Annotated in this window: 11 protein-coding genes; 4 read left to right on the forward strand and 7 right to left on the reverse strand. The window is 37.6% G+C overall.

Translation table 11 applies throughout. From position 1 onward, the window contains the following. Nucleotides 1-67: 67 nt before the first annotated feature. Complete coding sequence (locus KTH84_RS15445; protein ID WP_262474019.1) at nucleotides 68-910, reverse strand: hypothetical protein; 843 nt, start codon at nucleotides 908-910, stop codon at nucleotides 68-70. A 69-nt stretch (nucleotides 911-979) separates the two neighbouring features. Beyond that, on the reverse strand, nucleotides 980-2569 hold the full coding sequence (locus KTH84_RS15450; RefSeq protein WP_209831598.1) for a peptide chain release factor 3: 1590 nt from the start codon (nucleotides 2567-2569) through the stop codon (nucleotides 980-982). Nucleotides 2570-2839: 270 nt separating this feature from the next. Here KTH84_RS15450 and KTH84_RS15455 point away from each other — a divergent pair, with 270 nt between their 5' ends. From KTH84_RS15455 to KTH84_RS15465, 3 genes are all read left to right on the forward strand, one after another. Beyond that, complete coding sequence (locus KTH84_RS15455) at nucleotides 2840-3184, forward strand: hypothetical protein (RefSeq protein WP_228270244.1); 345 nt, start codon at nucleotides 2840-2842, stop codon at nucleotides 3182-3184. A 135-nt stretch (nucleotides 3185-3319) separates the two neighbouring features. Further along, nucleotides 3320-3991: a hypothetical protein gene (locus KTH84_RS15460; RefSeq protein WP_114149805.1), complete on the forward strand. Its 672-nt coding sequence runs from the start codon at nucleotides 3320-3322 to the stop codon at nucleotides 3989-3991. Nucleotides 3992-4009: 18 nt separating this feature from the next. Next, entirely contained in the window at nucleotides 4010-5209 is a 1200-nt protein-coding gene (locus KTH84_RS15465) for a helix-turn-helix domain-containing protein (protein ID WP_151801736.1), read from the forward strand. A gap of 117 nt (nucleotides 5210-5326) precedes the next feature. Here the strand turns inward: KTH84_RS15465 and KTH84_RS15470 are convergent, their stop codons facing one another. The 3 genes from KTH84_RS15470 to KTH84_RS15480 are packed head-to-tail and all read right to left on the reverse strand — an operon-like array spanning nucleotide 5327 to nucleotide 10620. Further along, on the reverse strand, nucleotides 5327-6184 hold the full coding sequence (locus tag KTH84_RS15470; protein WP_151801737.1) for a type VI secretion system immunity protein, TaeI family: 858 nt from the start codon (nucleotides 6182-6184) through the stop codon (nucleotides 5327-5329). Between the two features lie 14 nt (nucleotides 6185-6198). Then, nucleotides 6199-7788: a type VI secretion system effector DNase TafE gene (gene tafE / locus KTH84_RS15475; protein WP_151801738.1), complete on the reverse strand. Its 1590-nt coding sequence runs from the start codon at nucleotides 7786-7788 to the stop codon at nucleotides 6199-6201. 6 nt (nucleotides 7789-7794) lie between these two features. Then, nucleotides 7795-10620, reverse strand: coding sequence for a DUF2345 domain-containing protein (locus KTH84_RS15480; RefSeq protein ID WP_151801739.1), 2826 nt, complete (start codon nucleotides 10618-10620; stop codon nucleotides 7795-7797). Nucleotides 10621-10780: 160 nt separating this feature from the next. Between KTH84_RS15480 and KTH84_RS15485 the strand changes: the two genes are divergently transcribed. Continuing rightward, complete coding sequence (locus KTH84_RS15485) at nucleotides 10781-11407, forward strand: TetR/AcrR family transcriptional regulator (RefSeq protein WP_151801740.1); 627 nt, start codon at nucleotides 10781-10783, stop codon at nucleotides 11405-11407. A 1170-nt stretch (nucleotides 11408-12577) separates the two neighbouring features. Here the strand turns inward: KTH84_RS15485 and KTH84_RS15490 are convergent. Beyond that, nucleotides 12578-12757 carry a hypothetical protein gene (locus KTH84_RS15490; RefSeq protein WP_151801742.1) on the reverse strand — a complete coding sequence of 60 codons (180 nt, stop codon included), beginning with the start codon at nucleotides 12755-12757 and terminating at the stop codon, nucleotides 12578-12580. Between the two features lie 115 nt (nucleotides 12758-12872). Then, nucleotides 12873-13898 (reverse strand): AraC family transcriptional regulator, encoded by a 1026-nt coding sequence (locus KTH84_RS15495; protein ID WP_151801743.1) that lies wholly within the window; start codon nucleotides 13896-13898, stop codon nucleotides 12873-12875. Between the last annotated feature and the right edge of the window lie 145 nt (nucleotides 13899-14043).

The following is a 14043-nucleotide window of genomic DNA, read 5'->3' on the forward strand; positions in this document are numbered from 1 at the left end:
AGATTACGCAGTGCCTTTTCTAAGAAATTAGCGCATATAAATAGAGGTTGCAAATTCTGCTACCATCTTAAAACATTTGTTCATAAACCTCGGGTTGTAATATTTTTTTTGTTTGTTCTGTAGATAAATAAATATCGAGCTGTGGTGCCTCTTTAGTAATTTGGTTTGCCTGATAATGCAGTCCAATGCCTTCACCATCAAAGAACCAATCAGCTTGCCCCCAATATAAAGTTTTTGGTGCTTCTTTTTTTATTTCAACAGTCTGCTTTTTTAACCAGTCTTGATAGGCTACCTGCACCATTTGATGCATAGCTGTTTGCTGATCTTTTTTTAAAACATCTAACAAACTTAAACTTTTATGCAATTTTCGGTCGGCCACGAAAAAGTAATAACGATCTTTAATCGTGAGCTCTTCTTGCTTGGTATCAAGCCCCAATTGCAATAAAACATATTGATTACGCTGCGAAGCAATACGTGTATGAAGATGCAATTCATAAGCTCGATTCTCTGAATATTTATCTTGCCATTCATCAGACTTTTTTACATAGGCATTAATCGCCTGCTGCAAGCTTAAGTCTTTTTTCAAATCAATTTGATCTTGAATCACTTTTGTCTGACTTTTCGCGATCCAGTCATTTATCCATGCGTCTTGAGTCTTTATCGTTTGAATATCAACATCAATACAATTTTTCTTCTCACAAAATGGCAAAGCATAATCGGCTTTTACTTGTTGTAAGTTGAGAAATGGCAGTACTTCAGCTTTTTCAATATTTTGAGTTTGGGTACCCGCTAGTTTCGTTTGAGAAGAGGATGAAGACTGAGAACTTTTCCAGACAAAAATAGAAATAGCAGAAATTAATATTATGACTGCAACCACCAGCGCAATAATTGTCTTTTTACTCAAGTTCATTTCATCATCCTTTTTTATTTTTCAAAACAAAACAGCTTCTATTCGAAGCTGTTTGTCACATTAAAATGATCAGTGTTCACGTGTGTTACGGAACTGAATATCAGGCCAACGCTCTTGCATAATCTGCAAGTTCACTCGGCTTGGCGCAAGATAAGTTAAATGTCCACCACCATCGATAGAAAGTTGGTCATGTGCTTTCTTCTTAAATTCATTCAGAATTTTTTCGTCATCACAATGAATCCAGCGAACGGTGTTAACGCTTACAGGCTCATAAACACAGTCAACCTTATATTCTTCTTTCAAACGATACGCAACCACGTCAAACTGGAGCACACCTACCGCCCCAACAATCAAGTCATTGCTGATTTGCGGCATAAATACCTGAGTCGCCCCTTCTTCAGACAACTCTTTCAAACCTTTTTGCAATTGTTTTGACTTTAATGGATCTCTTAAACGCACACGACGGAACATCTCTGGCGCAAAGTGAGGAATACCTGTGAAGTGCAGATTTTCACCACTTGTGAAAGTATCACCAATTTGAATCGTGCCATGGTTATGTAAACCAATAATATCACCCGGCCACGCTTCTTCTAAATGTTCACGCTCACCAGCAAGGAATGTCAAAGCATCACTAATGCGGACATCTTTACCAAGACGCACGTGGTTCATCTTTAAACCTTTTTCATATTTACCAGAGCAAATACGCATGAAGGCAATACGGTCACGGTGTTTCGGATCCATGTTGGCTTGAATTTTAAATACAAAACCAGAAAAACCTTCTTCTTTCGCGTCAACCACACGCTCTTGTGTAGGGTGCGCTTTAGGTTCAGGTGCCCAGCCCATGAAAGCATCTAGTACATGGTCAACACCAAAGTTACCTAATGCCGTACCAAATAGAACCGGAGTTTGTTTACCTTGTAAGAAAAGTTCGCGGTCTAATGGCTCATTCGCCATTTGTACGAGCTCAAGCGACTCTTCAAAAGATGCCCAAGCCAAATCACCTACTTTTTCACGAATATCAGCATGATCATAGCCATCACGTACTTCAATATCTGTAATGGTTGAACCAAAACCTGCTTTATAGACATACAATTTATTTTCAATAATGTTGTATACACCAGCAAAATCACGGCCCATTCCTAATGGCCATGTAATAGGTACACAGCGGATATTGAGGACATTTTCAATTTCATCAAGTAACTCAAGTGGTTCACGAATCTCACGGTCCATCTTGTTTACGAATGAAATGATAGGCGTATCACGCATACGACACACTTCCATCAATTTGATGGTACGTTCTTCGACACCTTTTGCACCATCAATTACCATTAACGCTGAGTCAACTGCGGTTAAGGTACGATACGTATCTTCCGAGAAATCTTCATGTCCCGGTGTATCGAGTAAGTTAATGGTATGACCTTTATATGGGAACTGCATAACAGACGTGGTAATAGAAATTCCACGCTCTTTTTCCATTTCCATCCAGTCAGATGTAGCTGCGCGGTCAGATTTACGGCTTTTTACCATCCCTGCAACCTGAATTGCTTTACCCCATAACAGTAATTTCTCTGTCATGGTGGTTTTACCGGCATCGGGGTGGGAAATGATGGCAAAAGTCCTACGAACCTTTACTTGCTTAGCTAATTCGTCTTTAAACATGAATAGTATCTACAATTTGTACACCAATTTGTACACACTTCAAAAGGTGACAGTAAATGGCGCGAGAGAAAATTTAAATTGGCACAATTGTAGCAGATTTATAAATTGTTTTATCGACTTTGTGGACAACTCCAGACTTGTCCACATGTTTCAGAAATAAAAGTCATCTAAGAAGCATCCAATCCCACGACTCAATATGTTTAACCAATGATTCTCTCCGAAGAGCCCTTAATCAATATTGCACATAGCCAAATAACTTTTTAGACTCAAATGCCAAAACTACTTAAATTATCAAATATGAAAGAAAAAATTTTAACATTCATTAAAAAAATGAATGGTCATGTCTCATTTGTGGAATTACAGAATGAATTTCCTGAAATAAAGGGGAATGAACTTTTTGGGCAGGAAAGTTTTAATTTATTATTCTGGCCTAATTTGACAATGGAATTTATTGAAGCAATCAACACATTGATTAAAGAAAATAAACTTAAATTTGCACCTTGTGAACCATTACTCTACACGGGCGATGGCGTATTTCTGGACTTTCCTATTGCAAAAGAATTTAAGAAATACGCCTCTATGCGTTGGTATCCAATGGTTTTTAGTCCAGTTTGAAAGGCCCTTTTCAGATCAGCTAAGAGGCTGATCTTTTTTTAAGTTAACAAGACATTTTTAATAAAAACCCAAATTATATACATAATACGAAAAAAATATGGTACATTTTGACAAAGCAATCTGAGCCTTACACTTATGGATATTAACGAACTTCGCCCACACATTCAAAGCCGAATCGCACATGAGTTCGGCAATACTTTTTTAGATAACCTAGAATTCTCTATAAAAAACAAATTATTAGAAAAAGATTTCTTTATTCAGGAAATCTTTGACTCTCCAGAGCTTGCGAAACAAGAAAGTCCAAAATATGAACCGGGCTTGATAATGGATGCTCTTAACTCCACAGCGATAGAGTCTGGCCACAAAGCCACACTTCAAGATACAAAACCCAAAGGGCATCAATTTGTACAAATGACCACTAACTCTTGTCATGTTGTTATAATGAGAAGAGACTCAAAGAATACTAAGAATGCTAATTTTTATATTGAACAATCCAGATCAAATATTGGTCTAATTAAAGACCATCAAAGTGATCTGTTGATTAAAGCGATACTCAATGAAGAAGTAGAGCTTGATGACTTACTATTTGTTTGCGTAACAAGTTATTGGAATTCTGATTTTGAATTACTTGATCTCGATTTCATAATTCCACATCCAATTGAAAACAGACCTATTCTACATTTTAGTCTAGCTGAACTTAAAAAATCTGCCCTAGAACCGATGACGGATGTTGCAGAAGAACCTATACTCGCGATCAAGAAGCGCCTTGAACAAGCTGATGATGATTCTCGCGCTTCAGGTGAGTAAATATTGGAGGTACAGACGATGTTGGGTATAGATAAGTTCGAACCAGAAAGGTTGAAACTTGCCCGTCAAATGTACGATGACTTAAGTAAAACTGCTTTGGCAACAATGATTGATGTAGCACCATCTACTGTTACAAAGTGGGAAGATGGTACTCATAGCCCTCAACCAGAGGTACTAAGTAACCTAGCTGAGGCTTTGGGTATTCCTTTGCATTGGTTTATTCGTAAAGTTCCTAACTACGGTAATCCTCTATTTTTAAATCGTGCAAAAAAACGTGTGCTTAAAGCCCCGTGTTTCAGATCAAATGCAATGCTAATGAATTTAGCTGAAGTACATGCAATTGCAGATGAGTGGATTTCTTTCCCTAAAATTGATTTGATTGAACCTCTATCCAGAGAAGAATCACTATCATTAGATGAAGGAAAAATTCAGTTATTAGCAGAGAAATTACGTGTTCATTGGGGCTTAGGGTCCTCTCCTATTCCAAATTTAATGAAACGAGTTGAACGTGCTGGTATTGTAGTTGCTAGATTTGAGATTGGTTATGAAGAGATGGATGGTACATCCGCTTGGATAAATGATAAGCCTTATATCTTTATTGCTGCCGATAAACATAACTACTTTAGAAGTAGGTTTGATTTAGCACATGAGTTAGGACATATCGTAATGCACAAATATCTAACGGAGGAAGATAAAAAGAATTGGTTCGATAAACTGGAAAAACAGGCTCATTATTTCGCCAATTGTTTTTTATTTCCAACGAAAGCATTTATTGCAGAAACGAGAAGTCGTATTTCGCTAGAATCCTTGATGTTATTAAAAAAACGTTGGGGTATTTCGTTGGCAGCAATGATATATAAAGCAAAGGATCTGAATATTATTTCTGAGGATCAGTATTCTAAGCTTTGGAGAAGTTATCGTTATCGAGGTTATACAAAATCAGAACCTTATGATATCGAAACTGCCCCTGAAGAACCTAACCTCCTTAAAAACACAATCAAGATGCTACTTGAACAAGGAGGATTCGACAAAGCTAATATTATTGATAAGTTTGGCCTTAAAAAACATTTAGAACTGTTAGCTGGATTACCTAAAGGCTTCCTAGATGATGATTTTGGTCAAATAATCAATATAAAGTCTGCTACTGTCAAATTAAGTAAATCTGAAAACTTACCATCAAACAAAGCTGCTGAAATCATTAAATTCTCACGTAACTAAATAAAAAGCCCCTGATCAAGCAGGGGTTTTTTATTATTAAATATTAGTCTCGATTTTTGATCTTAAAAATTTGAAACCCTATAGCTAAAGCTTTATTGAAAAATAAAGTCACTTAGACTATTCACCATCCCAATACCAGTACACTTCCCCCCAATCTGTTTCTGAAAGTATTGGCAATACCGTACCTTGCGTAAAATAAAGTCGTGTATCTGGTTGTGCAGGCGTTGTCCAGTAACCAGTTCTAGGACAAATTTCTCCAGCTTGAACAGATTCTTGATATTGTGACTCAGCATTTTGTCCACTTGTTAAATCGTCCACACTATACGATGTACCATATAGAGCAGCCGAAAGGTCCTCAAATGTTCTCAGTCTTAATGGAGTCACCTGTTTTAATAGCTTCATGTGAACAGGAAGATTTACTTTTGTCAGATATGATAGTGACTCTACCCCACCCAATGCCAAAGCAGGCTCAAAGGCATACATTTCATCTGCTTTTAAAACCCCTAGTTTTTTTACAGCTTGATCAAATAGTTTATTGCCATTTTTGTCTGTGTAATCTAGATAATTTTTTTTAGGTAAAAAGAAAAAATCACTACCATAAAACTCAGCACTTTCTAACTGTTCTCCATTGTCATGTAAGATACCTTCCATTGTTTTAATGTAGTATCTACCATAATTACGTTCGCCCCAAATTAACAGCTCACCAAATGCAGAACGTGCTAAAACATGATAGGCATCATCATCAGGTAATGGTGTCTCCTCTAACCAGTCATAAATCACTTCAGCGTAATCGTCTGGGTTAGTAATCCAGTACAAACCATTCAAATAACCAGCAAAACCAAATAAACGCCATTGTTCTAAAATACTTTCAGGCAGTTTACCCCAATATTTTTTTATGATGTCCTCTGTCACTTCAACTTTATTAATTGGCTGACCATATTTCTCATAAAAGTAATCAATATCTTCTTGGTTCATCTTACTACCCTCTATTACTTACAACGCTTCAATTCAACATCCATAGCATCTTTCCCCATTCCTTTTGCTTTAGCTTGAGCTGCCGCCGCATCCATATTGGCAAGACGCTTCTTTGCGGCCATTTGAGAACCAATAGAACGATTTACGCCACTATGCCCAAAATCATCTAGTGTAGGGGGCTTTTTAGGATCATATTTGACATCAAAACCACCCAATTGCATATCTGGATTATGTAAGACATCTAATCCTTCTAACGTTTTTTTAGCATTATTTTCAGCCATTCTTTCTATTTGGCCTTTCGATAATTGAGGTTGCTCTGTTTTTAATTTTTTATATTCAGATTCCTCTAACTGTCGTTGCATATCTTCTCGGATTCTTTGTTGCTGAGTACCTGTTCCAGCCCGCTTATACTTTTCATAAAGTTGTCTGTTCTGTTGATACTCCTCAACCGTCAGACGGTTAAGCCCTTCCTCTTGCCGCTTAAGCTGACGATCAAACTCGGCATCTAGTTCAGCCTGAGATTTACCAGTCTTTTTACCCCAACTATTCTTCAACCCTTTTTTCGGTTCCAAACAAGGTTCAACCACATGCTTTGGTTTCATTTTCCTTGGTGGTGGAGGTGTTTCTTTCTTTTGACGATGACTAGCTTCAGTTTTTTTACCGGAACTAACATTGGCCTCATAACGTCCTGTAGGGGCATTCTTACCGCCCCCACCAGCATGTGCCATTGCTAATGGCTGTTGAGGTAATAAACGACCAATTGCCTTATCCACTTCATCACACAACTGATCAATATACTTTTTGATGGTGCTTAAAACATGGCTTAGGGTTGCCTGAAATTTTGCTAAGGTAGCTTTCAATGCACCATTGAATCTTATCAAACACTTATTAATGACAGATAGGATTCGGTTAATGTTATTTTTTAAAGCATTAAAAGCTTGTGTCGCTATGCCTTTCCATGGTCGAGACCTTAACCATGCCTCAGGTGCCTTACCCCATGGACATTTAATTTTGAGCTTTGTTAAAGCCTCCTCAAAATACTCCATGAACTTAAATAACTTGACCTTACTGACATCTTTCGCACGACTCGATTTCACAACAGTTTTGATTGCCGAACCAACTTCAGGAATGATCCCTACACTTGTGAGAGCCAGTGCCATATAGTTATCTTTCGTTCGGGCTTTCTCATCCGATAAGGTGATAAAGTTTGCAATCAAATCACGGATATCACACACCTGATCAGCTACAGGTATAAGACTAATAAGTCCACCAACAATAATCTGAGACATTGAAGGGTCTTTATTAAAGTCACCTTTGAGCATGCCCCACAACCAGCTCCCTTGATCAGCGATTACTTTACCGGTGTTATAGTGGGTCACCGCCTCATTGTAATGAGCCTGCCCGCTGTAAAATAATATCTTTTCCCACCATGACAAATTAGGATCAGGCTTACTCGTATCATAGGTCATATAACCTTTATACATAGCTGGGTTATCATTGAGATACTTTGCTAATTTTTCAGCACCATACCAGAACTCCTGTTGTATTTCCTTAGGCCGTTCTGCGATCTTTGACCAGAATTGTTGATTTTGAGGATTTGGCATAATTCTTTATTCCTCTTTTCCAGTCTTTGCACTGTTTCCAAGTTGAGTAAACCAGTCATCTACTTCTAAAGCTGGAAACTCATCTTTACTTTGGTCTTCCCCATATTGGATTTTGGCTCGTCCAGCGGGTACACCACTCACAATAGCCTTACCCGAAGCATCTAATTTTCCTTTACGGATAGAACCATCGGATAATAGAACCTCATAATCAGCACCTTTAACTGGTGTGCCATCACTATGTAAATATTCCAGCACTAAGTCATCAGTCTTGATTTCTTGTGTTGGTAAAGAAGGCAAAGCATAGTTCGCCTTTGCCCCTCCCATAAACACATGCTGCCCAGCCTTCACTTCAAACTTACCACCAGTGACAGGGAAAATTCCCGAGCCATTAATCTTGATTTGAGATCCGCCCGCCGTAATAACGATTTCTTTAGATGCACTGATTTCAATGCGGTCTTCTGTAGAAGTAATCTGGATACCTTTACGGGCAATTAAATCTGCTCCATCGCCTTGCGCTTGTATCTCAACTTTACCTTTGCCTGCATAGAGCCGTGCTCCCTGTTGAGCGGCAAACAGGCTAATTTTGTTCTGGGCATGGGCAATCAGGTTCTTTTGAGTGCTTAGGCTAATACTATCTCCAGCATTTTGACTTAACTGAGCATCTGCGCTGAGGTGAATGTCTTCATTACTAGCGAGAGCGATACTGTTTGGTGCAGTTAATATCATCAAGGCTTGCTTGAATGCAGCAGCCTTTTCTTGATCTTTTTCTTCAATTTGTTCGATGAAGTTTTTTAAGTTCTCAAGCACTTCCAATGGATCAGTTTGCTGGTTTTTAGCAACTTCACTCAGTGCCTTGGCATTGTTGAGGCCACCTTCTATTTGTTGCTTGGCCTCATTTGCATCAAGATGAACACCTTGAGCTTGATCCTGTTTATGGGTACTAACAAGTAAACCTTTACCTGCTCTAACCGCACCCCACTGGTCAGTTCTGAGTTCAAAGCCCTCTCCACGACCATCACTCTCGGCCTTATCTTTTGGATGGCTTAAGTTGCCTAAGTTGAGTTGGCTTGCTGCATGACTACTTTGTAGCTGGGCACTGATTTGCCCAGTCGTATCATCAAAACGTAGCTGGTTAAAGCCTTTACCATCCACTTCTTCCGAGCGGATACCGCTGAGTTTTTTGGTGTCGGGGAGTTGCCCTTTCCGATCAAACTGCGTTGGATAACGTTCAGCTTCGTGAATGCGACCTATTACAAACGGACGATCAATATTACCGTCAAAGAAATCAATCACAACGATCTCACCCACACGTGGTAAGAAGCGTGCACCATACCCTTTTCCAGCCCACGGGGTTACAACATCAACCCAAGCCGAATCAGTATCGTTGTCGTTACTCCCCGCGCCTCCATCATGACTATGGTCATTAGCTCGGGTAAACAAGAAACGAACTTTAATGCGTCCCCACTGATCGACATAGATACTTTCACCTTCAGGTCCGACTACACGGGCACGTTGTACAGAGGCTTGAGGGCGATCTTGTAAGGGCTGGTATTCAGGAACTGTCTTGATATGGCGACGTTGTAAAATCAGTTGATTGCCTTGGCGTTCATCTGTCTGACTAGCTTGCCAATCGCTTTGTGTAATTAAAGTTTGTATTTGCTGGTTTAAGTCTTTCGGTAAGTTATTCTGGTTGTAGTAATGCTTACCAATGATCAGAAACTCTTTATCTGCCCCACTATGCATATCAATTTCAGGGTGTTCATTCAGTTCAAACCAGTAACCAACTTGTGTATCCCGTACTGTGGTTTGAGCAACAAACTGCTTGGATTGGGCATCATGGTAAGCGCTTAAGTTCTGGTTAAATTTTTCCAGTTGTTGATTACTTGCTGAGGTTGCCCCATCTTCGCCGTTTAAATCCTGCATCCATGCCGGACTGAAGTGCCAAGCATCTTCAAGACTTAAACTTTGATTATCATAGTTGGCACTATGCTGATGGGTACTTTGTACACTACCTGCCCCATCTGTTTGCTGTAATAGATCCGACTGCCAGCGCTGCACAAAAACAGAAGTCGGCTGCAAACGACGTCCAGCAATCAGACTGGTCATGCTATCAAACTGTTCTGTTGCATGACTTCGATGGTAACGAATGGTTCTTCTTGCCAATGCCTGATATTGGCTATTGTCATCAATCAGACGTAACTTTTGTGGCTGAATATGATCTGTATTGCTCGGTACAGTCAGCTCAGCTTCATCAATCAACCAGTTTATGCCTTCACTACGCCATAAGCGAGTTAAGAAGTCATGGTCACTTTCATTTAACTGCATAATGAAAGGACGGATATCGTATGTCTGTTTCAATCCGCTTAAATCTAAAGTCAGACTCGAAGCAAATAGCGGGCTTTTTCCCTGCCATTCCTGAAACAGAATCTCAGTAATTTCTCGCACGCTCTTGTTCATAAACACACGGCTGTTTCTGCGTTTATGCCAGAGATAAGTTGAATCATTTACATGAAGTTTATATACGGTTAACGCGCCGTCACTTTGCCCTTGTGATGCACCCGTAATAATCCCTGTAGTACGGAACAGTTGACCCTGATCTGTCACCTGATCAATAGCAACCTGTACCCCAATAAATGTCTTGAGTGAAATATGGGCATCGGTTGATAAACAGATCAGCTCGGCTGTCATGCCCTGATTAAGATAATGTTGCCCGTCTATGCGTTGTAAAAAAACCTGACTATTCAAGGATGCATCAGAAAATTGGAGATGCACCGAACGATGCTGAGAGAGGAAACCCAAACTCTCTAAAACTTTAGAAATATTATTAAACATTACGTTTTTATAAATTTAGATCATAATCGGACGCATTCTATTAAATACTTACAGTTCTGTCTATTTTTTATATCAATCTCCCCCCTGATGACTAGTCCAACACCCTATCTATACACTAAAATAACAAGCTTAATTATTCAGCACATTGCACTAACCCATTATGAATGCAGAAATAAAATTTAAAAAAAAACAATCAAAGAGAGAAATTATTCTAACTACAGCAACACAACTCTTTATTCAGGAAAGCTATATCGCTGTGGGAGTTGACCGTATTATTGCAGAATCAGATATTGCCAAAGCGACCTTTTATAAGAATTTCGCATCTAAAGAAGAACTGGTATTTGCCTGCTTGAAAGAATTAAAACTCGATATCCAGATTGCTGTGGAAGAACATATCTCAGAACGGAAAACACCTTTAGAAAAACTAGAACAACTTTATCTTTGGTACATCGACTGGGTAAATCAAAATGATGCCAGAGGATGTCCATTTCATAAGGCTCGTATGGATGTTGGAGATTTATATCTATCCATTCAAGTTGTACTGGATGAGTATCGAAATTGGTTATTTGAACTCACAATGTCTATATTAAAAGAATTGGAAATAAAGGACCCTATCGCTTTAACTCATCTATTTATCTCCCTTCTAGATGGCATCATCAATAGTTCTGTTTGTGAAAAAGCCCCTATTAAACCTGAGAAAACATGGGACTTTATTCAGACATTGATTGAACTTGAAAAAATAATGCAGCTTCCTAGACTAAATAAAATTAAACAAGCTTTGTTATAAATATATAGCAAAAGACCTACTTTTTAAGTAGGCCTTTTACTGTATTTCAGGTTTTAAGCAATTTGCTTTATTTTATATAGTTGTTAGTAAATACATTACGAATGTATTTTAATCGGATTCCTCAAGTCAAGACAAAAAGTAACTTTATTCACTTTAAGATGTTTTTGAGACTCGAATCACAAAATAAACTTAATGACATTTCCATTAAATAATAAAAAAACCCATTCCAAAATATGAAATGGGTATCGTGAAAACCACTTAAACCTGAAATACTAAACATTACTGCCTAGCAAGGCGTAATATAATGATTTATCAAAAAAAATACAATATATAAAAACATAGTGTTTTAGATAAACCTTATTAACAAAAACAATTGTAAAGCTATATTAAATAATAACAGTTCAAACTTATCTTAGGAAATACAACCTAAATCCCCTAATGATCACTACTTCTGTTTTTGTCCAAAATTAAACGTATTTGGTACATTGATCATGCGATTGAATGCTCTTTAAGAGTACTAACTAAATGGCTATAGTCCTTTCTACAAGCTTCTTCTACTACTTTCTTGATATCACTTTCAGACCATTCCTGCTTGCTCGCAGCAAACACAAAAACTGCTAATAATACAAAACGGTGTTCTCCAAAGCGAAAATAAACATTTTTAACCTTTTTAGGGGGGTTAAACAAATTCATAAAAACGTAACAAACTTCAAATAAAATAAAAAATTTACTTAATTATTATAAACTTAAATGAAAATTCCTGATAAAACATATTAACTATGATGGTTGTTTTTATGATTTCCTCATATTATTTCTTGATAAGCACATTAATACTTTTAAATCATTAACTTATTTATAACTAATTAGAATATCTTTTCAATAGTAAACTTTGTTTAATATTTTTAACATATAAGTACTACACCCACTAATGTGATGAACATCTTTTCTTCGGGTTCTGTTTTTAAACTCGACTTAGCGCATCTATATTTTTTAGAGTAAAAAAGGTTACGTTGGGAAAAATGTAGCAAAAAAGAAAAATATGAAAGGTTTTTCAGCTTCAAATTAGTCAGATTGTTAAATTAAACTTATTAAAAATATAAAATTAAAATATTCCATTCAAGAATAAAAATAAAAAGAACGCAGGCTTGAAGAGCCCGAAGGCTCCTCTCCTTAATTCACAGCCCTAACACTCTGTGCCAATCCCTTTTGTAGTGATCTTACATTTGAATGTAAAGTGTCAGCCTGAGCCTCATTTGATTGTTCATCACTATGATAAAACTCCTCAACCACATCCATCCCCTCCTCACCATCCATTTCGAACTTGGCATTGGTATAATCATGTCTTGCCACCTAATAATAACTTGTCTATTTATCAATTCCCTTCCATATCGTTTGCCTTAAGATATCCATATACTTCTATATTTATAGTTTTAAAAATAAATCCTACGCTCACTGAAAAAATAATCTATTGAAATATATTAATTTTTTCACGATCTTGTTGTGGCGTTTTACCCGACCACTCTTTATAAGCCCGTGTAAATGGGCTGTGCTCTGCATACCCTAACAATAGTGCTATTTCTACAATTTGTAGTCTTGGATCTTTTAAATACGACTTTGCCAATTCGTAACGGACAATATTTAATTCTTTTCGAAAGTTCGTACCCGCCTCGGTTAAACGGCGTTGTAAGGTTCTACGTGAATAATTTAATCGCTCTGCAAGCTGTTCAATATTTGGTTCCCCTTGATAAAGTAGATAAGCAATGTGTTTACGGACTTGATCTGTAATTTCATCAATATGTGACAGGCTCGCCAGCAACTTGTCGGCATGTTTTTCCAATATCGCAACTAATGCTGCATCGGAGTTTTTTAGGGGTAAACCTAAAAAATCCCTCTCAAAGCGCATGAGTGCCACAGGTTGTTCAAAAAGCACAGGACAACCAAAATAATCTTCATAGGGCTTAACATTTTCAGGTTGTTCATGAACAAAATGTACAGTCTTTAATTTTTCTTTTCCGCGGATCAAACTGCGACAAAATTGAATTATAACTGTTCGTCCCGTTTCATCCGATAAACGACCCACTTGTTCACCTTGTGTATCCCATGAAAGTTCTACATATTCGGTATGAATTTGAAGAGCAACCGGATAAACATCATAAACAAGCCTTTGATACTTTTTAAATCTTTCTAAAACAGCTCCTAAATTTTCACAGGCAAGAAATACAGAACCTAAAACGCCTAAATGCTGAGCTGTAATAGTTTGGCCCACATGTAAGCCAATTAAGGGGTCATTTAAATAATCTTTAGCGCTAACAAGAAGATGTTCCCAATGATCAATATCTACGCCTTCCAAATAACTTGAATCTGCTTTAGGCCAAGGTTCACCAAGAACCTTTTCTGGGTCATGTCCTAGCTTTTCAAGATATTCAAATAATAACTGAACATAGGTCTCAGGAATCCTTCTTCTATACAACGACTTATTTAATTCATTCATTTCGTATAGTTCTAGTTTGGCGTCAAATATCAACTAGTGTACTTAAAGCTTTTAAGCAAAAGCAAATGACTAACAACACCTGATTAATCTAAATTTTGGCGCAAAGTGTCAAGCAATATGGCGGATTTCATCAAGCCCTACCTCA

The sequence above is a fragment of the Acinetobacter sp. WU_MDCI_Abxb74 genome, assembly GCF_025513915.1.
GTDB classification, from domain to species: domain Bacteria; phylum Pseudomonadota; class Gammaproteobacteria; order Pseudomonadales; family Moraxellaceae; genus Acinetobacter; species Acinetobacter calcoaceticus_C.

Coding starts and splice junctions, on each gene's coding strand:
- KTH84_RS15445 (WP_262474019.1), bottom strand. CDS start 910: ATGAACTTGAGTAAAAAGACAATTATTGCGCTGGTGGTTGCAGTCATA.
- KTH84_RS15450 (WP_209831598.1), bottom strand. CDS start 2,569: ATGTTTAAAGACGAATTAGCTAAGCAAGTAAAGGTTCGTAGGACTTTT.
- KTH84_RS15455 (WP_228270244.1), top strand. CDS start 2,840: ATGCCAAAACTACTTAAATTATCAAATATGAAAGAAAAAATTTTAACA.
- KTH84_RS15460 (WP_114149805.1), top strand. CDS start 3,320: ATGGATATTAACGAACTTCGCCCACACATTCAAAGCCGAATCGCACAT.
- KTH84_RS15465 (WP_151801736.1), top strand. CDS start 4,010: ATGTTGGGTATAGATAAGTTCGAACCAGAAAGGTTGAAACTTGCCCGT.
- KTH84_RS15470 (WP_151801737.1), bottom strand. CDS start 6,184: ATGAACCAAGAAGATATTGATTACTTTTATGAGAAATATGGTCAGCCA.
- tafE (WP_151801738.1), bottom strand. CDS start 7,788: ATGCCAAATCCTCAAAATCAACAATTCTGGTCAAAGATCGCAGAACGG.
- KTH84_RS15480 (WP_151801739.1), bottom strand. CDS start 10,620: ATGTTTAATAATATTTCTAAAGTTTTAGAGAGTTTGGGTTTCCTCTCT.
- KTH84_RS15485 (WP_151801740.1), top strand. CDS start 10,781: ATGAATGCAGAAATAAAATTTAAAAAAAAACAATCAAAGAGAGAAATT.
- KTH84_RS15495 (WP_151801743.1), bottom strand. CDS start 13,898: ATGAATGAATTAAATAAGTCGTTGTATAGAAGAAGGATTCCTGAGACC.